Below are 21,795 nucleotides of genomic sequence, written 5' to 3' on the forward strand. Positions count from 1 at the left end.
GGATCCCTGTCCGTCGGGTCCGGCAGTCACGACGTGTGCTGGACCGAGACGCTGGACTACTTCAAGGCTGTCGGCCTGTTTCTGTCGAATCACCATGCCTCGTGACGAGGCCGGCGTCGGCGGCGACTCGTGCCGTCAGGAACACCATCAGGAAGGGGGTGCCAGCATGACATCATTCCGACCGCCCGCATGGTCGGCCGCCGTGCTGACGGCAGGCCTGCTGCTGTGCGGGTGCGGCAGCACCACTGAGGATGGCAACCGTTTCCCGGAGGCGCCCTCCTCGCCCTCGCGGCCCACGGACGCGCTCGCGCTCACGGCGCTGCGGGATCTGGCGTCCGCGCTCGGGGAGCAGGGCCGTGCCGGGTTCAAGGACACCTTCGGCGCGCTCAAGCTGGATCCGGCGGCCGGCCGGGTCGTGCTGTTCGCGACGGACGAACCGCGGGCGAAGGAACTCGTCACGGCCGCGAGCAAGGCACACCCGGGCATCGAGACGCAACGCACGGAGATCCGGCACGCCGCCTTCTCCCGGGCGACCGTCGACCCCGTCCTCCAGAAGATCGGCAACGCGGCACAGGCCGGCTCGCTGCCCTTCCCGGTCCATACCGCGGCCCTGCTCCCGGACGCTTCCGGGATCACGGTCACCACGACCAGGGAGGGTGCGACGTCGCCGGCCCTCAGGAAGGCCGTGGCGGAACTTGCCGGCGCCGTACCGGTGTCGTACGAGGAGAGCGGCCCCGTACACAACCTGGATGCCACGGCTCAGATGGTGCCGCCACCGTGAGGCCGGACAATGCGCCCGGGGCCCGGAGCCGCGCGGGGGCGGGTCCGGGCACCGGGGCGGTCCGCCGGGCTAGAGGCGGAGCAGGGCCCGGCCGGCCATCCGGTTGTCCCGCAGCGGTCTGAGCACCAGCCGGACCAGGGCCAGCGGGTTGTCGTCGCCGGCGATCCGGTTGGCGCTCAACTCGCCGCAGGACAGGCACTGGTGGATGATCAGCCATTCGCCGTCCGGCCGGGCGGACATGCTCAGCGCCGCCATCCGGCCCCGGCAGTCGGCGGCCCGGTCACCCGGGACCCTCCGGTCGACGTGCAGGCTGACCAGGCAGTTCGGGCAGTGGTTGCGGTGCGCGGTGCCGGGGGCGTCCAGCGGGACGTCCAGCCGGCAGCCGACGCACCGGAAGTCGTTCGCCCGGTGCCCGCCCCTCGCGCGCAGCACGTCCCTGGCGTGCAGGACGTCCTTGTGCCGCTGCGGACGGCGGCGTGAACGGCGCTGCCCGCCGTCGTGCTCGTTCTTTCGTCGTGGCATGCTCGGCGCTTCCTCCCTCCTCGCGCGGCCGTTCAGAGGGTCCCGAACGCTTCGAGCGGGAAGGGCGGTTGGGCGAGCGGCCGGACGGCCATCCGCATCAGGACGAGCTGGTTGTCGTCCGGGCAGACCGGATTGGACGTCAGCTCGTCGCAGCGCACGCAGCGGTGCACGACCATCCAGTCGCCGGTGCGCAGCACCGCGATGGCGATCGGCGACATCCGGCCGTGGCACTCGCTCGGGCCGCCCTCGACCTGGTCCAGGACGTGCCGGGAATGCAGGCAGGACGGGCAGTGGTTGCGCCGCGTGCCGTCGGCGGCGTGGGTGGAGACCGTCAGCCCGCACCAGGTGCAGGTGAACGTGTCGGTCTTGAAGGCCTTGAGGGCATTGGTGGTGCTGGACACCCGGGGTGCTCCTTGCTGGAGATGTGCGATGGCAGCAAGAGCAGGCCGAGCGGCCCCGACCGGTCCGTGCGGACCGGCTACGCGGTGCGGCGAGGCGCGCTCGGCGCGATCCGGGACATCAAGACACCCTTTCCGGTGGGCTCACGGCCCTGACGAGGACGAACGGGACGACGGTGGAGCGGCCTCACGCTAACAACGGGCCGCGCGCCGCCGCCACCGGTTTTCGGCGCGCCCGTCCGTAGGCCGCGCCCGGCCCGCCCGCCCGGCCCCCGGACAGAACAGCTAGACCTCGACCGGGGCGCCGGTCGCCAGCGACTGCTCGGCGGCGGCGAGGATCTCGACGACGCGCAGACCGAAGTCGGCGTCGCAGGGGTGCGGCCGGGCGGTGGCCGCCGAGGTGTGCAGGGCGTCCAGGGCGCGGTGGAGCGCCGCGACCGGCCCCTCGCCGCGTTCGGGGAGCTGGGCGACACCGTGCTCGCCGCGCAGTTCCATGCCGGTGCCGCCGGCCGCGACCGGCGCGGTGAGGCTGAGGGCGAGGGTGCTGGACGCGCCGGCGGCGTGCCGGACGACCAGGTGGACGGTGTCCAGCGGCCCGGCGGCGGCCGTCACCCGCGTCGCGTCGCCGAGCACCGGGAGCAGCACGGACAGCGCGTGCGGGCCGACGTCCCACAGCGCGCCCTTCTCCCGGCGCCACGGCGAGGAGGCGTACGGGCTGGAGCTGCCGGGGGCGAACACCGAGCCGAGCCAGTCGGAGCGGCCGGTGAACCAGCCGCCGAGCTCCGCCTGCCGTTCGATCCAGGGCATCTGCTCGCCGCCGAAGCGGACGGTGAAGAAGACCACCGAGGCGACCCCGTGGGCCCGCACCGCCTCGGCGACGGCGCGGGCGTCCGGCACGGTCAGTGCGACGGGCTTGTCGAGCAGCAGGTGGCAGCCGGCTTCGGCGGCCCGCACGGCGAGGCCGGGCTGGACGGCCGGGGGCAGCGCGATGGAGACCGCGTCCACCTCGGCCAGCAGCTCGTCGAGGTCCGTGTACCCGCGGACGGCGTACGCCCCGCCGAGGGCCGTGGCCGCCTCGGGCCGGCGGGCCCAGACGCCGGTGAACTCGAAGCCGGGGTGTTCGGCGAGGACGGGTGCGTGGACCCGCTCCGCCCAGGGGCCTGCGCCCAGCAGTCCGATCCGCACGGTGTCTCCGTTCCTGCGTGGTGCGATGGTGCGAGGTGGTTCGGGGTGGTTCAGGGTGATGCGAGCTGATGCGGGGTGGTTCGAGGTGAGGCGAGGTGGCGCGAAGGGGTCGGGCGGGGGCGCCCGGGCCCCCGGGCGCGCCGGGGCTCAGCCCTGTACGCGGGCCAGCGTGAAGCCGTCGTAGCCCTTGCTGCCGACGGTCTGCACGGACGTCGCCGTCACCCGCGGCTCGGCGGCGATCAGGTCGTGCAGCGCCCGGGTGCCGACCACGGCGGGGTCGGTGCTGTCGGCGTCGGCGATCGCCCCGCCGCGCACCACGTTGTCGACGATGATCAGCGAGCCGGGGCGGGTGAGCTCCAGGGCCCGGCGGAAGTACTCGGGGTTGCTGGGCTTGTCGGCGTCGATGAACACCAGGTCGAAGGGCTCGGTGCCGTCCTGCACCAGCGCGGCGAGCGAGTCGGCGGCCCGGCCGAGCCGCACCTCGGCGACCTTGTCCAGGCCGGCGTGCGCGAGGTTGCCGCGGGCGACCTCGGCGTGCTTCGGGTCGATCTCCAGGGTGATCAGGGTGCCGTCGGCGGGCAGTGCCCGGGCCAGCCAGATCGCGCTGTAGCCGCCGAGGGTGCCGACCTCCAGGATCCGGCGCGCGCCCTGCGTCAGCGCCAGCAGGTGCAGCAGCTTGCCCTGGTTGGGGGCCACCGCGATGTGCGGCAGCCCGGCGGCGTCGGCGGCGGCCTCCGCGGCCTCGAGCGCCGGGTCGTGGCCGACCAGCTGCTCGGAGAAGTACGCGTCCACGGCGTCCCACGTCGGCTGGGTCATCGGGCCCTCCTGGGTGTGCATGATCGACAGGTACCCCGCCGATGCTACTCCGGGGGCCCGACACCCCTCCGTGGCCGCCGCGGACGGCCCGTCAGTGCGTCAGTCCGCGACCGGCGCCTTCGCGGCACCGGCTGCCGCGGCGGCCGCGGCGGCCTCCTCGGCCTCGATCTTCGCGTGGGTCTTCGCGGCCCGGCGCTTCATGATCCACGCCGAGAGCGCTCCGATCACCAGGGCCGCGGCCAGGCCCGCCCAGGAGAACCGGGCCAGCCACGGCTCGATGCTCTTGCCGACCTTGTAGACGAGCAGCGTCGTACCGCCGGCCCAGACCACGCCGCCCAGCACGTTGGCGATCAGGAACTTCCAGTACGGCATCTTCAGAGCGCCCGCGAGGGGCCCCGCGAAGATGCGCAGCAGGGCGATGAACCGGCCGAAGAAGACCGCCCACATGCCCCACTTCTGGAACGAGCGCTCGGCGGTGGCCAGGTGCGAGGGCCCGAAGTGCTTCGGGAACCTTCTCCCGAGCTTCTCGAACAGCGGCTTGCCGCCCTTGCGTCCGATCGAGTAGCCGATCGAGTCGCCGATGATCGCGCCCGCGATCGCGACGCCCGCGACGCCCCACGGGCTCACCACGCCCTTGACCGACATCAGGGCCGCCGTCACCAGCGCGATCTCGCCGGGCAGCGGGATGCCCAGCGACTCGAGCCCGATGATCAGGCCGACGAGGGCGTACACCGCGCCCGGTGGGACGCTCTCGATCCAGGCGTCGATGTGCAAGGCCAGTACCTCCGTGGCAGGCCGGGACGGGCGCGGCCCTCAGCGGCGCGCCCGTCCCGGTAGTCGTCCGTCGCGGCCCCAGGCCGCTCCCCCTCAGGGCAGGGTAACGCGCCGGAGGGGCCCGTTCCCCCCGCCGATCGCCTGGTCCGCACCTGGTCTTACGACGTACGGCGGGTGGCCGTGGTTCCGGTACGGTGCCGCGAATCCCAAGAATAGGCAAAGCGCGGTGCGACCACGGACGGCCGCCCCCCGCGCGGACGGGTGTGACCGGCTCCCGCTTTGCCGAAACGGCAACAACGCTGGCTGCGGTCGCGGCGGGCGGGACAGGATCGGAGCCCGCCGGACCGGACCACGACGGACCGACTCCTGCTCCTGCTCCTTCTCCTTCTCCGACTGCTGCTCCTGCTCCGACCCGGCGCGGGACGGTCGACACCCCTTGGAGGGCCCATGCCTCAGCACGTCACCGCAGGCCCCGTGCACCGATCGGTCCCCACCCCGGCGGGCCGGATCCACCTCGTGGAACAGGGCACGGGCCCGCTGGTGCTGCTCGTCCACGGCTTCCCCGAGTCCTGGTACTCCTGGCGGCACCAGCTTCCGGCGCTGGCCGGTGCCGGGTACCGGGCGGTGGCGATCGACGTGCGGGGGTACGGCCGCTCCTCCAGGCCCGAGGCCGTGGACGCGTACCGGATGCTGGACCTGGTGGAGGACAACGTCGCCGTGGTGCGGGCCCTGGGCGAGCGGTCGGCGGTGATCGTCGGACACGACTGGGGAGCCACGATCGCCGCCAACTCGGCGCTGAAGCGACCGGACGTCTTCCGGGCGGTGGGGATGCTCAGCGTGCCGTACACCCCGCGCGGCGGGCCGCGGCCCAGCGAGGTGTTCGCCGGAATGGGCGGCGACCAGGAGTTCTACGTCTCCTACTTCCAGGAGCCCGGACGGGCCGAGGCCGAGATCGAGCCCGATGTGCGCGGCTGGCTCGCCGGCTTCTACGCGGCGCTGTCCGCCGACACCATGCCCGCACCCCACGAGGCGGACCCGCACTTCGTCTCCCGGGGCGGCACGCTGCGCGACCGGTTCCCGGCCGGCCGGCTGCCCTCCTGGCTCGGCGAGGACGATCTCGACGTCTACGCCGGGGAGTTCGAGCGCACCGGCCTCAGCGGCGCACTCAACCGCTACCGGAACATGGACCGCGACTGGGCGGACCTCGCCGACCTCGACGGCGCCCCGATCACCCAGCCCTCCCTCTTCGCCGGCGGCGGCCTGGACGCCTCCACCCGGTGGCTGGCGGACGCGATCGACGCGTTCCCCACCACTCTGCCCGGCCTGGTCTCCTCGCACCTGCTCGACGGCTGCGGTCACTGGATCCAGCAGGAGCGGCCCGCCGAGGTCAACCGGCTCCTGACCGGCTGGCTCGCCGCACTGCCCGCCTGAATGCCGCCCCGCCGTCCGATCCGCTCGCCGTCCGATCCACCCGCCGTCCGATCCGCACGCCGCGGGCCCCGGAAGGACGGGCAGGATCCGCGGGACCGGCACCGGTACCGTTCGGGGGCCGTCCGAGCCGGAGCGGCCGGCCCCCTCAGCGGTCACGCCCGGGGTCGCTCAGGGCGCACAGGGCCCCCCGGGCGCGCAGGTCACTCGGGCAGCTCAGAGCGCTCAGGGCGCCCGAGCCGCCCCGGCCGCCCGGCACGCCCGGCCCGCTCGGCGAAGTCCAGGACCGTGATCGAGGGACGACGGGCGGCCACCGGCGGAACGCTCAGCGCGACGGGCAGCAGGGCGCCGAGCAGCCCCCGGCCGCCGACCGGCCGCACCTCCCGCACCGAGGCCACCGCAGGACTCGCGGTGCCGAGCTTCACCTGCTCGCCCGCGTCCATCGCCCACGGCATCGGGGGCACCTGGTAGCCGCGCATGCGCATCCGGCCGCTGCGGGTGGCCCGGCCGAACCAGCGCGGCACCGCGTCCAGCACCAGCGAGCCGCCCGGGAACCGCTCGGCACAGCCCGCGATCAGGGTCCTCACCCGCTCGGGCGGGAGGTACATCAGCAGGCCCTGCGCGGTGATCAGGACCCCGTGCTCCCGGTCCACCTCGTCGGCCCACCCCAGGTCGGTGGCGTCAGCGGCCAGATAGCGCTGCCGCGGCCCGGGCGGCAGCAGCTCCTCCCGCAGCGCCACCGACTCGGGCAGGTCCACGGTGAGCCACCGGGCCCGCCCGTTGTCGACCCGCCAGTACTGCGTCTCCAGGCCCTCGCCCAGACAGACGACGGTGCCGCGCGGCTCCCGCGCCAGGAAGTCCGCCACCTCGCGGTCGAAGCAGGCCACCCGCAGCGCCTGGAGCTGCGCCTGGCTGCCGCTCGTGCCGAACCGCTCGGCGAAGGGGTAGTCGATCCGTCCGACCAGCTCGACGGCCTTGGGGTCGCGCAGCACCGCGTCCGGGCGGCCGGCCTCGACGGCACGCTGGTACAGCGTCCAGAGGGCGGTCTCGGGCACGGCGCCCAGGTCGACCGACAGCAGTCCGGTCGACGGCGGCGCGGGCGGTTCGTCAGTGGCCACGCGGGTCTCCTCTGGAGCGGCGGAATCAACGGCGGCAGGACCAGCGGGGCGCCGCGACCGGACCGGAACGGCGAGGGCGGCGAGGATCACGGGGGCCGGCCCTCGGTCGGGCACCGGTGCGCGGCGCGGTGGACTCGCCGGGGCGGCATCCCCGGCCGGAGCCGCTGGAACTGGATCACCCGCAGACTACCGAACGGCCGCACGCGGTACCGGAGGGCGCGGCAGAGTGTCCGGCTCCGCGGGCCCGGCGATCGCGCCACCCGGCCCGCGCATCGCCGCCGGAGAACGCACCGCCGCCGGACGACGCGCCGCCCGGGTGCGGCCGCGGGTCGGCGGCGAAACCGGGGCCCGGTAGCGGCGGGACCGGGCTCAGCCGACGCTGAAGGCCCCGTCCGGCGGGGGCGGGGAGTCGGTGGCCTCGGCGTCCGTCACCGGCGCCGTCCGGCCGACCAGGGCGGCCAGGTCGGCGCCCTCGGTGAGCCGGGCCGGGAAGACGTCGCCCGCCAGCAGCCGGCTCAGCTCCGCCACCGGCAGCGGCGCCGTCGAACCGGCCAGCAGGATGTTGCCGTAACGGCGGCCGCGCAGCACCGGCGCCTCCGCGACCAGGCAGGTGTACGGGAACACCGCCGCGACCGTCGCCGCCTGCGCCCGGGCGAAGGCCAGCGGCGGGCCGTCCGCGAGGTTCGCCGCGTAGCAGCCGCCGGGGCGCAGCGCGGTCGCCGCCAGCCGGACGAACTCCACCGAGGTCAGGTGCGCCGGGGTGCGCGAGCCGTGGAAGACGTCCGCGATCACCAGGTCCTGCGAGCCGGCCGGGGCCCCGGCGAGGGCGGCCCGGGCGTCGCCGACCGTCGCGGTGACGTCCGCGCCGGGCGCCTGCCAGGGCAGGTGCTCCTCGACCAGCGCGAGCAGCGGCCCGTCCACCTCCACCACCCGCTGCCGGGAGCCGGGTCGGGTGGCCGCCAGGTAGCGGGGCAGGGTGAGCGCGCCGCCGCCCAGGTGCAGCACGTCCAGCGGCCGGCCGGCCGGGGCCAGCGCGTCCGCGAGGTGGCCGAGCCGGCGGGTGTACTCGAACTCCAGGTGGGTGGGGTCGGCCAGGTCCACGTAGGACTGCGGGGTGCCGTCCAGGGTGAGCAGCCAGGCGCCCGCCCGGTCGATGTCCGGCATCAGCTTGGCGAAGCCGAGGTCGGTCTGCCGGCCGACCGGGACGGGCTCGTCCGTCACGCCGACTCCCCCACCGGTGCCCCGGCCCGGGACGGCGCGGCCGCTGCGGCCCCGGCCGCCGGCACGACGTCCAGGTAGGCGGCGAGCCAGCGGTCCAGCTCGGCGAAGACCTGCGCGCGGGCGGCCTCGCCGGACAGCACCAGGTCGTGCATGCCGCCCTCGATCCGGACGACGGTGACGTGCCGGCCCAGCCGCGGGCCCTCGGCGGCGATGTCGTCCGCGCGCAGCACGCCGTCCGCGTGGTGCAGCGCGTTGTGCCACTTGGTGGTGGAGATCGAGGCGGTGGACGCCGCCAGCAGCACCGGCACGTCGATGCCCAGGCCGTGCCGCAGCCGGCGGTGGCCCTGGTGGATCGCCGCCAGCCAGCCCGCGTACAGCGGGAAGCCCTCGGGGGACTTCAGGGTGAGGTCGAAGTCCCACTCGCCCCGGTGGTCCTTGTGCAGGCTGTGGGTGTAGTGCGGGTTCAGGGCGGAGGGCAGCACCCGGGTGGGCGCCAGCCGTCCGAGCGCCGTGACGGCCGGGCCGCCGACGGTGCGCACCGCGGGCGCGGTCGGCATCGACAGGAACGGGCTGTTCAGGAAGAGCCCGTCCACCAGCCCGCGCCCGGCGCGCCGGGACGCCCACAGCGCGCCGACCAGCCCGCCGGTGGAGTGCCCGTTCAGCAGCAGCTGCCGGTGCCCGTCCACCTCCCGGATGATCCGCACCGCCTCGTCGATCTCCTCGTCGTACTCGGCGAGGTCGCGCACGAAGTTCGGCGACTGGTGGGGGCGCAGCGAGCGGCCGTACTTGCGCAGGTCCAGGGCGTAGAACGAGAACCCGAGCTCGGCGAAGTGGTCGGCCAGATTGGTCTGGAAGAAGTAGTCGTTGTAGCCGTGGATGTACAGCACGGCCCGCTCCGAGCCGGGCACCCGACGCCGCACCAGGGTGGCGCAGACCGGCCCCTCGTCGTCGGGCCGCAGGGTCAGCTCGGCCGCCTCGTAGGGGGCACCCAGGACGTCTTCCCGAAACTCCATCTGCCGCCGCACCCGTCCTCCGCTCGGCCCGCCGCTCCGGCGGGTCTCCACCGTTCCGCGCCCGACGATACCGGCCGGTAGCCCGGCCGCGCGCGGGCGGTGGGTCCCGCAGGGTTAAGACGCTCAGGGGGCGGGGGTTGCGGAGGCCCCCGCGGCGGCCGCGTCGAGGTCCGCCAGCACGGCCATGCCCCGCTCCTCGGCGGCCTCCGCCTCGGCGGGGTCGCCGGCCTCGCGCAGGACTGCGGCGAGAACGTGCCACGCGAGCGCCTCGCTGCGGCGCGCTCCGAGCTCCCGGAAGTGGTCGATGCCCTCGCGACAGGACGCGACGGCCTCCGCGAACCGTTGCCGCTCGCAGAGCGTGCCGCCGAGGTTGACCAGGGCCACGGCCTCCCCGTGGCGGTCACCGAGTTCCCTGCACAGGTCCCGGGAGCGGCTCAGCGCGTCGATCGCCTCCTCGTACCGTTCCAGCGCGTCGTGGTCCAGTCCCAGGTTGTTCCACACCTCCGCCTCGCCGAACCGGTCCGACAGCCCCTGGTTGATCGCGAGCGCCGCCTGGTGCGCGTCGAGCGCGGCATCCGGCTGGTCCATCACGCGCAGGACGCTGCCGAGGTTGTTCAGGGACCGGCTCTGCAGGCGCGGTTCACCGAGCTCGTGAGCGGCGGCCAGGGACTGCCGGTGGGCCTCCGCCGCGTCCTCCACCCGTCCCGTGCTCTCGAGCAGGGCACCGAGATTGTTCAGGGCCAGGGCTTCGCCGTGGCGGTCCCCGAGTTCCTGGAAGATCTTCAGGGACCTGCGGAGCGCGGCCTCCGCCTCGTCGTACCGTTGCAGCTCCTGCAGGGCCGGGCCGAGGTTGCTGCAGGTACCGGCCTCCCCGTGGCGGTCCCCGAACTCCGACTTGATGGCGAGCGCCCGCTCGTGGGCGTCCACCGCCTCCTCGAACCGGCGCACCGCCCGCAGGGCGAGCCCGAGGTTCCCCAGGGACAGGGCCTCACCGTGGCGGTCTCCGATCTCCCGGAAGATGACCAGCGCCCGTTCGTACGTCGTGATCGCCTCGTCGTGGCGCCGAAGCTCCTGGAGCGTACTGCCGAGGGCGTCCAGCGACCTGCCCTCACCGCGGACGTCGCCGAGCTCTCGGGCGAGCGCGCCGGAACGCTCGTGCGCCTCGACCGCCTCGTCGAAGCGACCGACCTCCCGCAGGGCCGTCGCCAGGTTCGTCCACACCACCGCCTCGCCGTCCCGGTCGTCGAGGTCCTGGTAGCCGTCGCGGGCGCGTTCCAGCAGCTCGATGACCTCCGCGAACCGGCGGACGTCCTGCAGCGTCGAGGCCAGGTTGTTCAACGAGCCGGCCTCGCGGCGGCGGTCTCCGAGCTCCCGGAAGATGGCGAGGGCGCGCTCGTGGGCCCCGATCGCCTCGTCGAACCGGCGCAGCTGGTGGAGGGCGTTGCCGAGGTTGTCGTGGGCGCTGCCCTCTCCGCCGCGGTCCCCGAGGTCACGGGCGAGCTCGCCGGCCTTCCGGAAGGCCTCGACGGCATCCGTGAAGCGACGGACGTCGTGCAGCGCCAGGCCGAGGTTGTTCCACGCCCCGGCCTCGGACCCCAGGTCGAGCGTGGCCGCCGCCTCCAGCGCAGCTCGCGTGACGGTGAGCGTGTCGTCGGTCCGGAACCACCGGGCCAGATGCGGCCCGATCGACGGGGCCAGCTGTGCGGCGATGTCCGCGTGGCCGGTGGCCGCGGCCGTCTGAACCGCCGCCACGAGGTTGACCCGCTCGGTCAGCAGCCACGCCAGTGCCCGGGCGCGATCGCCGAACAGCCCGGCGGCCGGGCCCGCGGGTAGCGCCCGCACGCGGTCGTCCGCGGCGTCGGCGACCACCGCGTAGTACTCGAGGACCCGGCGCCGGGCGGCTGCGTTCGGCCCTGGAAAGCGCTCCGCCTGCTCCAGCGCGTACGCCCGGACGAGGTCGTGCAGGTACCACCGGCCGCCCTCGGGGCTCTGCCGGATCAAGGCCGTACCGGCGAGCTGGGCCAGCCGGGCGCGCACGTCGCGGATCTGGCGGCCGGTCAGGGCGGCGGCGGCCTCGGTGGAGATGTCGGGCCCGGGTCCGAACGCGAGCAGCCGGAACAGTTCCGCCTGCGGGACGGTGAGCCGCCGGTAGGAGCGGTCCAGACTGAGGCGGATACCGGTCTCGCCGTCGGAGAGCAGGTCCAGCCGGCCCGCGGCGTCCGCCAGGTCCGCAGCCAGCTCGGCGGGTCGCAGGTGCCGGTCGAGGACGAGCTGGGCGGCGGCGAGCCTGATCGCGAGCGGCAGGTGTCCGCACAGCTCCGCGACGCGCGAGGAGCCCTGCGGGTCGGCGCCGACCCGGTCGTCGTCGTTCCTGGCCACCCGCACGGCGGCCTCCAGGAGGTCCCGGGCCGCTTCGGGCTCCAGCTGGTCCAGCACGAGCAGGCGCGCGTCCAGGCCGGGGAGGGTGTCCCGGGAGGTGACCAGCAGCCGGTGCCGTCCGGAGCCGGGATACAGGGGCGCGATCTGTCCGACACTGGAGGCGTTGTCGGCGACGACGAGCACACCGGCGTCGTGGCGGTTCAGCTCGGCTCGGTACAGCGCGGCCCGGGCGTCCAGCTCGGGCGGAATCTGCTCGGCCGCGACGCCGAGGACGCGCAGAAGGGTGTCGAGAGCCTGCCCGGCCTCCATCGGCGTCTCGTCGTAGCCGCGCAGGTCGACGAAGAGCGCGCCACGGAACCGGCCCCGGGCCAGAGCCGCGCGGCCGGCCGCGACGGCGAGCGTGGTCTTGCCGATGCCGCCGAGTCCGGTGACCATCACGCCGAGCGGCGCCCCACCGTCGGCGGCGGGCGCCAACAGTCCCAACAGTTCCGCCACGTCGTGCTCGCGGCCGGTGAAGGCCGCGGGAAGGGCCGGCAGCGGCGGCAGGACCTCCGTGCCCCGCACCGCCTCCGCCTGATGGATCGTCACGTGCGCCGTCCCCGCCTGGACCGTGTTCCCCCCGTTGAAGGTCCCGCCGCTGATGGCGTTGGACACCGCGACGCCCCGCGGCGGCCGCTTCCCACCCGTCCTGCGCTTCGACCCCACGCCGCCCCACCCGTTCACCCGTCACGAATCCCGCGTCCGCCCACCTCCCAGGTCTCCCGGGTGGTTTCTTCCGCAGAAGGACCCAGCGTACGGGCCACGCCGCCGCCCGGGATCCGATCCGCCGAGGTCCGCACCTCCCGCCCGCTCCCCGTGCGCCTGCTGTGCGCCGGTGGACCTGTGGAACGCTTCCCGGACGCAGGACACAGTCCGTGTACCAGCAGGGCGAGTTGAGGAGTCCGGGATGCCGCACGGTCAGGGCCCGCAGGGCGGGCACACCGATCCGTCGCTGTACCGTTCCGCGGCGGAGGCGATCGCCGCGCCGCCGGAGACGCTGGCGTACGTCGCCGGGTTCGACCGGGCGGGGCGGCGGCCGGACGCGCTGCTCACCGTCGACACCGACCCGGCCTCGGCGGGCTACGGGACGGTCCTGAACTTCGCCGAACTGCCGACGCTGGGCGACGAGTTGCACCACTTCGGCTGGAACGCCTGCTCGAGTGCGCTGGCGCACGCCTGCCACCGGAACCCGGAGCGGCGCTACCTGCTGCTGCCGGGCCTGCGCTCCTCGCGGCTGCACGTGATGGACACCCGGCCCGACCCGGTGCGGCCGCGCCTGGTGAAGACCGTCGAGGCGGCGGAGCTGGCGTCCAGAGCCGGGTACTCGCGCCCGCACACGCTGCACTGCGGGCCCGACGGCGTGTTCCTGTCCTGCCTGGGCGGGGCGGAGGGCACCGACGGGCCCGGCGGGGTGGCGCTGCTCGACCACACCACCTTCGACGTGCTGCGGGCGTGGGAGACGGAGCGCGGGCCGCAGCACCTCGCCTACGACGTCTGGTGGCACCTGGGGACGAACGTGGGCGTGACCAGCGAGTGGGGCACGCCGTGGATGGTCGAGGACGGCGTGGTGCCGGAGCTGCTGCTGGGCCGCAAGTACGGGCACGCGCTGCACTTCTGGGAGCTGGACTCCGGCCGCCACCTGCAGCGGGTCGACCTCGGCGACCAGTACCAGATGGTGCTGGAGCTGCGCCCGGCACACGATCCGCAGGCCGAGTGGGGCTTCGCCGGGGTGGTGACCAACGTCGAGGACCTCTCCGCCTCGGTGTGGCTCTGGTACCGGCAGGGCCCGGCGTTCACCGCCCGCAAGGTGATCGAGATCCCGGCCGAGCCGGCCAAGGCCGAGGACCTGCCGCCCGCGTTGCAGCCGTTCGGCGCGGTGCCGCCGCTGGTCACCGACATCAACCTGTCGGTGGACGACCGCTGGCTGTACGTCTCCGCCTGGGGCACCGGCGAGTTGTTCCAGTACGACGTCTCGGACCCGTTCCACCCCCGGCTCGCCGCCTCGGTGCGCCTCGGCGGCATCACCGCGCGCACCCCGCACCCGGCCGAGCCGGGCCGCCCGCTGAGCGGCGCCCCGCAGATGGTCGAGATCAGCCGCGACGGCCGGCGCCTCTACCTGACCAACTCCCTGTACGGCGCCTGGGACGACCAGTTCTACCCGGACGGCATCGAGCCCTGGATGGTCAAGCTGGACGCCGACCCCGAGACCGGCGGGCTCTCCGTCGACGAGCGGTTCTTCCCGCACGGCGCGGACTTCCGCGGCCTGCGCGTCCACCAGACCCACCTCGCGGGCGGCGACGCCTCCTCGGACTCCTACTGCCACCGGTAGGCAGGAACTAGCAGGTCAGGTGCACGGTGATCATGCTCCGCTGGCCCTGGGCCGTGAAGATCCAGAAGTCGAGGTCGGTCTGGGCGTGCTGGGGCGTCCCGCAGAGCAGGTTGTACGGGTAGTCCACGCGGCCCGGGCTCACCCGGCCGTAGGAGGGGTGGGCGAAGTCGTGGTCCTCCTCCCCCAGGGTTGAGCCGTTGACGCCGCGGAAGCCGAAGCCGGTCGCGTCGGGGGCGGAGTAGCGGACGCTGAGGTAGACCAGCTGCCCCTCCTGGTACGTCGACCACCCGGTGATGACCGGGGCTCCCGGTGCGGACCCGGGCTGGGCGGAGGTGGGCTGGCCGGACCCGGGCTGGGCCGAGGCGGCGCTGGTGGCGGTCGGCGACGCGGTCCGGGAGGCCGGGGTTCCTCCGCCTGCAGCGAGGGCCCAGGCGAGGCCGGCGACGACGACCGCCAGCAGGACGGCGCCGAGCGCGGCCAGCAGCCTCGTCCGGCGCCGACGGCGGGAGGCGCCGCTGCCGCCGGGGCGGTCCGCGGAAGGCGTCGGGGCCGCCGGGGTCGGGTGGGTGGCCGTCGCGCCCCCGGCCGCGACGGCGCGGGTCGGGGGGTGCTCCGGCGGCGGGCCCGGTGCCCCGGCGGCCACCTCGTCGAGCATCCGCCGGGCACCGGCCGCCGTGGGTCGTTCCTGCGGGTCCTTGCGCAGTAACGCCTCCAGGACGGGGGCGAGCGAGCCGGCGTGCCGGGGTTCGGGCAGCGGGTCCGAGATCACCGCCTGCAGGGTGCCCAGGGTGGACGCGCGCCCGAACGGCGACCGGCCCTCGACGGCCGTGTAGAGCGTCGCGCCGAGGGACCACAGGTCGGCGGGCGGGCCGGGCCGGCGACCGACCGCGCACTCCGGGGCGAGGTAGTCGGGTGATCCCACGAGATCGCCGGTGCGGGTGAGGCCCGGGGAGTCCGCCAGCAGCGCGATGCCGAAGTCGGTCAGCACGATCCGGCCGCCGCGTTCCAGCAGCACGTTGGCGGGTTTGACGTCCCGGTGCAGGATCCCCAGCTGGTGGGCCTGGTCGAGGGCGTCGACCACCACGGCACCGATCCGGGCGGTGTCCCGTGGCGACAGCGCGCCCTCGGCCGCGAGCACGTCGGCGAGCGAGCGGCCGTCGACCAGCTCCATGACGATCCAGGGCCTGCCGTCCTCCTGCAGGACGTCGAACACGGTGACCACGGCGGGGTGTCTGATCCGGGCGGCGGCCCTCGCCTCCTGCCGCAGCCTGGCGTGCAGGACCTCCTGCTCCTCCGCCGTCGGCCCGGAGACGCTGACCTCCTTGACGGCGACCTCGCGGTCGAGCAGTTCGTCGTGGGCCCGCCAGACGGTGCCCATGCCACCGCGGCCGAGCTGCTCGATCAGCCGGTACCGCCCGGCCAGCAGCCGCGTGTCGCCGTCACCGGCAGGTGGTCGCGTCATGGCCGTCCCGTCCGCGCGCCGGGTCGGGTGCGGCCGGCACGCTCGACGGCCCTGCTCCCGCGGGTCGTCGGTCGGGAGCGGGCTCCGCTGCCATTGTCCCGCCGCGGAACCTCACCAGCCAGCCGGGCGGGCCCCCACCAACACCTGGTCGTGGCGCACCCGGGCCGGGGGCAGGCCGGCGGCGAGCAGTTCGGAGCGGACGGAGCCGACCATGCCGGTCGGGCCACTGAGGCAGGCGAGGTGGTCGCGCCAGTCACCGGCCGTGGTGACGGCCTCGGCGAGGCGGCCGGCGGTGATCGGCGTGAGGGCCAACCAGGTCTTGTGCAGGCCGAGTTCGGCCAGTGCCGACCAGTCGTAGAGGTCGCCGCGGTCGCGGGCGCCGACGAAGAGGTGGACGCGGCGGCCGGGCGGGCGGTGGACGGCCTGCTGCTCGATGATGGCCTTCATCGGCGCGAGTCCGCTGCCGCCCGCGACGAGCAGGAGGTCCCGGGTGTCGTCCTCGGGGAGCAGGGTGCCGCGCGGCGGGCCGAGCCGCAGCCGGTCGCCGACGGCGGTGCGCTCGACCAGGGCGGCGCTGACCCCGCCGGGGCCGGTGCGGCGGACGTGGAACTCCAGCTCGTTGTCGGCCCGGGGCGCGCAGCCCATCGAGTACTGGCGCCAGGTGTGCGGGAGCAGCGGGTGCTCGACGGTGCCGTACTGCCCGGCCCGGTACGGGTAGGGCTCTCCGGTGCGCACCCGCAGCACGGCGAGGTCGGGCCGGCGGCGCTCGTGGCCCGTCACCACGGCGTGCCAGTACGGGGGTTCGGTGAGCGCGGACTCGGCTCCGGCGGTCATCGCGCCGACGGCGAAGCGCAGCATCCTGGTCCACGCCGCCTCGAGCTCCTCCGTCCGGCCCGCGCCGGCCCGGTGCCGGATCGCTGCGCACAGGGCCTCCTCGAAGGCCTCGTAGTGGACCGGCCGGACACCCAGTTTCCGGTGGTCGCGGCCGAGTTGACGGAGCATCCGGTCGAGTTCGGCGGGCCGGTCGAGGTGGTCGATCAGGTGGCGGAAGATCCGCTCCAGGTGGGCCTGCTGGAACTCCATCGAGGCGGGGAAGAGCGGGCGCAGGAACGGGCGGCGGCGGAACATGACGCCGTAGAGGTGGTCGATCAGGTCGGCGAGCGGCGCGACCAGGCCGAGGCCCCGCCGGATCAGCAGCTGGTCGGCCGCGCCGTCGTACCCTCCGCCCCCGGTGTCGGGCCCCGACGGAGCGGCCGGGGTGAGGAGTTGGCGCCGCAGCCGCATGGCGTGGTGGCGGGCGATCAGCCGGTCGTACTCGGCGGTGGCGGTGGTGGTGGCGGCGGTGCTGTTGGTGATGTCCATGACCCGCCCAGTCAACTGCGGTCGGTTGGGCGGCAGAAGGGCCGATGGCCCCGGGCGGCCCCGGGACCATCGGCCCGTTCCGCCCGTTCCGGCCAGGGGGCCGGGGACAGGGCCAGGGGGCCGGAGCCCGGGATGGCGCCACCGACGCGGGCCGAGGCGGGCCGGGGAGCCGCTACCTGGTCGGCTCGGTGCGGGAGGTCTCCCCCGGCTCGGGGAGGAACTCGGTGGCGGCCCAACTGGCCAGCAGCCGCAGGGACTCGGCCGAGGTGGTGCCGGGCTCGGCGTGGTAGGTGATCAGCACCTGGTCGGCGTCGCCGGCCGGGCGCAGCGCCTCGTACTGGAGGCTGAGCCCGCCGACCACCGGGTGGTGCAGCTGCTTGGTGCCGTGCCCCTTGTCCTGGATGCCGTGGGCGGCCCACAGACGGCGGAAGTCGGCGCTCTTGAGAGAGAGTTCGCCGATCAGTGCGGCGAGCTGGGGGTCGTCCGGGTCGCGTCCGGCGTCGAGGCGCAGCATCCCGACCACGTCGCTCGCCTTGCCCTCCCAGTCCTGGTACAGCTCGGCGGCCGCCGGGTCGAGGAAGACGTGCCAGGCCATGTTGCGCTGCTCGGGCGGCATGGCGGCGAAGTCGCCGAGCAGGGCGGTGCCGAGCCGGTTCCAGCCGATGATGTCGAGCCGCCGCCCGAGGACGTACGCGGGCACGCCGTCCATCGCGTCCATCAGCTGCTGGAGGGCGGGGCGGACCCGCTGCCGGCGGGCGGCGGCCCGGCCGGCGCGGCGACGGGCGGGCTTGGTGAGCCGGCCGAGGTGCTCGCGTTCGGCGGGGCCGAGCCGCAGGACGCGGGCGATGGCGTCGAGGACGGCGGCGGAGACGTTCTCGCCGTGGCCCTGTTCGAGCCGGGTGTAGTAGGCGGTGCTGACTCCGGCCAGCTGGGCCAGCTCCTCGCGGCGCAGTCCGGGCACCCGGCGCCGGGTGGTGGTGTCCGGCAGGCCCACGTCCTCGGGCCGCAGCCGGGCGCGGCGGGATCGGAGGAACTCGCTGAGTTCGGTGCGCTGGTCCATGTGTGCAGTATGCGGGCCGGGGGGCGTGCCCGGGGGCGGGCGAGGGTGACACTGCCGTGCGTACGTTCCGGGGTCGTACGTTCGGGGGTCCTAGGTGCGGGGTTCCTAGGTGCGGGGTTCCTACGATGATCCTTGGTCTGGTTGCCCCCCTCGCGCCGCCGCACTCTGGGGGCATGACGAACACGACGACCGACGCGACCACCACGAGCACGACGGGCACGACGGCGGACACCGCCACGAACGGCTCGGAGACCCACCTCACCACCCGCACCGTCGCCGCCTACGCGGCGGCCGAGCCCGACGCCCCGCTGGAGCGGACCACCGTCACCCGCCGGGCGGTCGGCGAGCAGGACATCGTGATCGACATCCGCTTCTCCGGCATCTGCCACTCCGACATCCACCAGGTCGGCGAGGACTGGGGCACCGGGATCTTCCCGATGGTCCCGGGGCACGAGATCGCCGGTGTGGTCAGCGAGGTCGGCCCCGGGGTGACCCGCTGGCGGGTCGGCGACCGGGTCGGCGTCGGCTGCTTCGTCGACTCCTGCCGGGAGTGCGACAACTGCCGGGCCGGCCTCCAGCAGTACTGCACCGGCCTCGGCGGCACCGTCTTCACGTACAACAGCACGGGCAAGGACGGCCTGCCGACGTACGGCGGCTACTCCTCGGAGCTGGTCGTCGACGAGGCGTACGCGCTGCGCATCCCCGACAACCTGCCGCTGGACGCCGCCGCGCCGCTGCTCTGCGCGGGCGTCACGCTGTACTCGCCGCTGGCGCACTGGGGCGCGGGCCCCGGCCGGAAGGTGGCCGTGGTCGGCCTCGGCGGGCTCGGGCACATGGGGGTGAAGATCGCCCACGCCATGGGCGCGGAGGTCACCGTGCTCAGCCAGTCGCTGCGCAAGCGGGAGGACGGGCTGAAGCTCGGCGCCGACCACTACCGGGCGACCTCCGACCCGGCGACCTTCACCGAGCTGGCGGGCAGCTTCGACCTGATCGTCAACACCGTCTCCGCCGACCTCGACCTGAGCGCCTACCTCGGCCTGCTGCGCACCGACGGCGTCATGGTGCAGGTCGGCGCGCCGGAGAAGCCGGTGACGGTGAACGCCCACGCGCTGCTCAACGGCCGCCGCTCGCTGGCCGGTTCGATGATCGGCGGGCTCCCGGCGACCCAGGAGATGCTGGACTTCTGCGGCGAGCACGGCATCACCGCGGAGATCGAGCTGATCCGCGCGGACCAGATCAACGAGGCGTACCGGCGGGTGCTGTCCGGTGACGTCCGGTTCCGGTTCGTGATCGACGCCGCGACCATCTGATCCGCCGGACCACACACGCGGCGCCCCGCCGACCCGGAGCCCCGCCGACCCACGCCCGCGGCGCCCCGCCCCCACGGTGACCTCTCCCGTCACCGTGGGGGCGGGGCGCCGCGTCCGTTCTCCACGACGGTCACGCGCCACGCGCCACGCGCCACGCGCTATGCGCTCCGCGCCCGCCGACCCGGCCCCGACGGCCCGGCTGCCCGGCGCTGCTCACGCCGGTCCTCCCGCCGCTGGCGTCCACGACGCAGCGGCTGGTCGGGCAGCCAGCCGAAGGTCAGCGAGGACCCCACCAGCCCGAGCAGCATCCCGACCAGGAAGCCGCCCAGGTTGGAGGTGATCCAGCTGCCCAGGGAGGCGAGCACGGCGAGGACGGAGTAGAACAGCCGCTGGGCCGGGTTGAAGAGGATCAGCAGGCCGCACAGCACCATCACCGCCGGCACCAGGTACCCGGCGATCCCCTCCATGCCGATGTGCAGCACGACGGGCAGCGGGGAGCGCAGGGTGAACAGGATCTCGGCGCCGCCGAGCAGGACGAGCAGTCCGCCCCAGAAGGGCCGCTTGCCCCGCCAGTCGCGCCTGGGCGGGCGGCCGGCGGGCGCCGGGACGGGGGGCGCCTGGGCGGCGGCCGTCCCCTCGGCCGCCCCCTCGGGCCCCGCCCCGTCGGATTCCCCGGCCTGCGCCGTGGCCGTGGCCCGGGCGGCCTCACCGACCGGTGCCGTCGCGGACGTCACCGGCCCGGCGGCCGCCGCCCCGGCCGGTTCCGGCACGGACTCCGTCACGGTCAGCAGCCCTTGGAGCTGAAGCTCAGCCGCAGGTTGGGCAGTTTGAACCCGACCGCGGTGCTCGCGTAGTTGTGCTGCTTCAGGTTCGTCAGGATGACGCGGTCGGCCTGCTGCCCGAAGACCCCGGCGCCGCCCACGCCCTTCGGTCCGGCCTTGGTGTAGGTGCTGGCGTCGCCGCCGATCTCGATGTTGGTGAAGTCCGCGTCGCCGGAGAGCATGTCGGAGTCGGTGGTGAGATCGCTGGCGGTGACGGGGGTGCCGCCGTCGCCGGCATGGATGACGAGGTTGATGCCGCCCAGGTCGACGCTCTGGCACAGGTTGGTGATCTCGGCGTTCTTGATCGCCGAGACCGCGACCAGCACCTGACCGCCGGTGTCGCCCTGGTTGGGGCTGTCGGGGATCATCGAGTCCAGGCCGCCGAACTGGGCGAAGCCCTTGCCGTCGAGCTTGTCCGCGGTGATCGTGAACGGCATGCCGCTGATGTTGAACTGGGCGGCCAGCACGCCCTGGGCGGTGAGCGCCATCAGGACGGCGCCCGCCGCGACGGCCGGGACGGCCATCAGGGCGGTGCGCTTCAGCCGTACCCGCCCTCTTCTGGCGGTGGCCGGGGTCTCCGCCGTTTCGGCCGCCGCGGCGGCGTCCTCGGACATGGCCATGTGTGCTCCCTGTGGTGGATGGGTGTGCGGGCACACGTTGCCCTGGCGCGGACAGCGTTCCACGGCCGGACCGGGCCGTCCGCCCCTCGGCAGCGGGGCGGCCCCGGTCGGCCGTGCGGTGAGTAACTGGGAAGCTACTGCTCGGTATTGGCCGGGTCAATACGGGTGCACGAAGGATCTTCACCATTCGGCAACCCGAGACGCCTGGCGGCCTCCGCCGGGCCGAGGAAGGGGGCCAGGCAGAACAGGCTCAAGACCGGCAACAGATCCGGTAGTTGATCCGTGCGCCCGGAGTCGACCCGCCGGTGGAGCGCGCTGTACACCCCACCCACCACGGCGTCCACCAGTTCCTCGACCGCCACACCGCAGGGGAGTTGGGGCACCTCGGTAAAGAACACCCGGAACTTCTTGAGGAGTTGGTCCCGCTCACGACGCCCGGCCGGACCGACGGCCTCGATCTCGATCACCGCCATGGTGGCGAAGGCGGGTGTTCCGGCCAGGAGTTGGAGCATCGCACCGAGCCCCTGCCGGATCCCGGCACACCAGTCGCTCTCCGCCGCGAACGCCGCCGCCATCCGGCGGATCACCACGCCCGTCCCGTACCGGTGCGCGGCCAGGAAGGCGTCCTCCTTGCCGCTGAACAGCTCGTAGAAGACCGGCCTGGTCACGCCCGCCGCGCGGCAGATGTCGCTGACCGTGGCGTGCTGGTAGCCGCGCTCGGCCACCGTCTGGACCAGTCCGTCCAGCAGCCGCTCGCGCTGGGTGGCGGCGACCACCGCCGGGGGCAGCCGGCTCGGTCCGCGCTTGATCGACCGGGCCGGGTCACGTCCGGTCCGCGCGCCCGGCAGCAGGACCACGTCGGCACTCCGCAGGTGTTTGTGTTCCATCCCCAACTCCTGTGGCCTGTATTGACATTGACGCAACGCAGGGTTTACAACACTGACAGGTTTCCAACCGGTGGGCGAACCACTTCACCACCGGCCGACCTCCAGGGGCTCCGACGGCCCCGGGCGACCCGCCCGGGCCACGGGACCACTGCGGACGCAGGCCCGCGGCGGTGGCAGCCGTCGACGCGCACCCCACTGCACGCACGCACGTCCGCACCTTCACACCGCCGTGCCGCACCAGCGGGCCCGTGGCGCCGGGCCCGCCCGGCC

At 74.5% G+C, this 21,795-nt stretch carries 18 protein-coding genes and 1 pseudogene; 4 read left to right on the forward strand and 15 right to left on the reverse strand.

Annotated elements, in window-relative coordinates:
* Nucleotides 1-94 precede the first annotated feature (94 nt).
* Nucleotides 95-781 carry a hypothetical protein gene (locus tag ACFYUY_RS29950; RefSeq protein WP_387905239.1) on the forward strand — a complete coding sequence of 229 codons (687 nt, stop codon included), beginning with the start codon at nt 95-97 and terminating at the stop codon, nt 779-781.
* A 69-nt stretch (nt 782-850) separates the two neighbouring features.
* Here ACFYUY_RS29950 and ACFYUY_RS29955 read toward each other — a convergent pair whose 3' ends face one another.
* From ACFYUY_RS29955 to ACFYUY_RS29975, 5 genes are all read right to left on the reverse strand, one after another.
* Nucleotides 851-1,303, reverse strand: coding sequence for an RNHCP domain-containing protein (locus tag ACFYUY_RS29955; protein ID WP_387905242.1), 453 nt, complete (start codon nt 1,301-1,303; stop codon nt 851-853).
* A 32-nt stretch (nt 1,304-1,335) separates the two neighbouring features.
* Nucleotides 1,336-1,704 (reverse strand): RNHCP domain-containing protein, encoded by a 369-nt coding sequence (locus tag ACFYUY_RS29960; protein WP_360220319.1) that lies wholly within the window; start codon nt 1,702-1,704, stop codon nt 1,336-1,338.
* Between the two features lie 282 nt (nt 1,705-1,986).
* Complete coding sequence (locus ACFYUY_RS29965) at nt 1,987-2,886, reverse strand: Gfo/Idh/MocA family oxidoreductase (protein ID WP_360220316.1); 900 nt, start codon at nt 2,884-2,886, stop codon at nt 1,987-1,989.
* Nucleotides 2,887-3,033: 147 nt separating this feature from the next.
* Nucleotides 3,034-3,702 carry an O-methyltransferase gene (locus ACFYUY_RS29970; protein WP_387905245.1) on the reverse strand — a complete coding sequence of 223 codons (669 nt, stop codon included), beginning with the start codon at nt 3,700-3,702 and terminating at the stop codon, nt 3,034-3,036.
* Between the two features lie 99 nt (nt 3,703-3,801).
* Nucleotides 3,802-4,476: a DedA family protein gene (locus ACFYUY_RS29975; RefSeq protein WP_387905248.1), complete on the reverse strand. Its 675-nt coding sequence runs from the start codon at nt 4,474-4,476 to the stop codon at nt 3,802-3,804.
* A 447-nt stretch (nt 4,477-4,923) separates the two neighbouring features.
* On the opposite strand from ACFYUY_RS29975, the gene ACFYUY_RS29980 reads away from it, so the two are divergent.
* On the forward strand, nt 4,924-5,907 hold the full coding sequence (locus tag ACFYUY_RS29980; RefSeq protein ID WP_387905250.1) for an alpha/beta fold hydrolase: 984 nt from the start codon (nt 4,924-4,926) through the stop codon (nt 5,905-5,907).
* A gap of 200 nt (nt 5,908-6,107) precedes the next feature.
* Here ACFYUY_RS29980 and ACFYUY_RS29985 read toward each other — a convergent pair whose 3' ends face one another.
* From ACFYUY_RS29985 to ACFYUY_RS30000, 4 genes are all read right to left on the reverse strand, one after another.
* Entirely contained in the window at nt 6,108-7,022 is a 915-nt protein-coding gene (locus ACFYUY_RS29985) for a class I SAM-dependent methyltransferase (RefSeq protein ID WP_387905252.1), read from the reverse strand.
* Between the two features lie 369 nt (nt 7,023-7,391).
* Complete coding sequence (locus tag ACFYUY_RS29990; protein WP_387905420.1) at nt 7,392-8,186, reverse strand: spermidine synthase; 795 nt, start codon at nt 8,184-8,186, stop codon at nt 7,392-7,394.
* Between the two features lie 53 nt (nt 8,187-8,239).
* Nucleotides 8,240-9,256: an alpha/beta hydrolase gene (locus tag ACFYUY_RS29995; RefSeq protein WP_387905255.1), complete on the reverse strand. Its 1,017-nt coding sequence runs from the start codon at nt 9,254-9,256 to the stop codon at nt 8,240-8,242.
* Nucleotides 9,257-9,379: 123 nt separating this feature from the next.
* On the reverse strand, nt 9,380-12,223 hold the full coding sequence (locus ACFYUY_RS30000; protein WP_387905258.1) for a tetratricopeptide repeat protein: 2,844 nt from the start codon (nt 12,221-12,223) through the stop codon (nt 9,380-9,382).
* Between the two features lie 358 nt (nt 12,224-12,581).
* Here ACFYUY_RS30000 and ACFYUY_RS30005 point away from each other — a divergent pair, with 358 nt between their 5' ends.
* Entirely contained in the window at nt 12,582-14,003 is a 1,422-nt protein-coding gene (locus ACFYUY_RS30005; RefSeq protein ID WP_387905260.1) for a selenium-binding protein SBP56-related protein, read from the forward strand.
* Between the two features lie 7 nt (nt 14,004-14,010).
* On the opposite strand, the gene ACFYUY_RS30010 is transcribed toward ACFYUY_RS30005, so the two are convergent.
* The 3 genes from ACFYUY_RS30010 to ACFYUY_RS30020 all read right to left on the reverse strand — a co-directional run bounded on the left by ACFYUY_RS30010 (nt 14,011) and on the right by ACFYUY_RS30020 (nt 17,887).
* Nucleotides 14,011-15,465 carry a serine/threonine-protein kinase gene (locus tag ACFYUY_RS30010; RefSeq protein WP_387905263.1) on the reverse strand — a complete coding sequence of 485 codons (1,455 nt, stop codon included), beginning with the start codon at nt 15,463-15,465 and terminating at the stop codon, nt 14,011-14,013.
* A 111-nt stretch (nt 15,466-15,576) separates the two neighbouring features.
* Complete coding sequence (locus tag ACFYUY_RS30015) at nt 15,577-16,827, reverse strand: globin domain-containing protein (RefSeq protein WP_387905266.1); 1,251 nt, start codon at nt 16,825-16,827, stop codon at nt 15,577-15,579.
* A gap of 172 nt (nt 16,828-16,999) precedes the next feature.
* Nucleotides 17,000-17,887 (reverse strand): helix-turn-helix transcriptional regulator, encoded by an 888-nt coding sequence (locus ACFYUY_RS30020; protein WP_387905269.1) that lies wholly within the window; start codon nt 17,885-17,887, stop codon nt 17,000-17,002.
* A gap of 173 nt (nt 17,888-18,060) precedes the next feature.
* Between ACFYUY_RS30020 and ACFYUY_RS30025 the strand changes: the two genes are divergently transcribed.
* Entirely contained in the window at nt 18,061-19,197 is a 1,137-nt protein-coding gene (locus tag ACFYUY_RS30025) for an NAD(P)-dependent alcohol dehydrogenase (RefSeq protein WP_387905271.1), read from the forward strand.
* Nucleotides 19,198-19,355: 158 nt separating this feature from the next.
* On the opposite strand, the pseudogene ACFYUY_RS30030 reads toward ACFYUY_RS30025, so the two are convergent.
* From ACFYUY_RS30030 to ACFYUY_RS30040, 3 genes and pseudogenes are all read right to left on the reverse strand, one after another.
* Nucleotides 19,356-19,787: pseudogene (locus ACFYUY_RS30030) on the reverse strand (DUF6114 domain-containing protein); the annotation flags it as partial.
* Nucleotides 19,788-19,981: 194 nt separating this feature from the next.
* Nucleotides 19,982-20,638, reverse strand: coding sequence for a DUF6230 family protein (locus tag ACFYUY_RS30035; RefSeq protein WP_360220823.1), 657 nt, complete (start codon nt 20,636-20,638; stop codon nt 19,982-19,984).
* Between the two features lie 134 nt (nt 20,639-20,772).
* Complete coding sequence (locus ACFYUY_RS30040) at nt 20,773-21,525, reverse strand: TetR/AcrR family transcriptional regulator (protein WP_360220826.1); 753 nt, start codon at nt 21,523-21,525, stop codon at nt 20,773-20,775.
* Nucleotides 21,526-21,795: the final 270 nt, after the last annotated feature.

The organism is Kitasatospora sp. NPDC004745 (genome assembly GCF_042873275.1).
Classification (GTDB): Bacteria; Actinomycetota; Actinomycetes; order Streptomycetales; family Streptomycetaceae; genus Kitasatospora.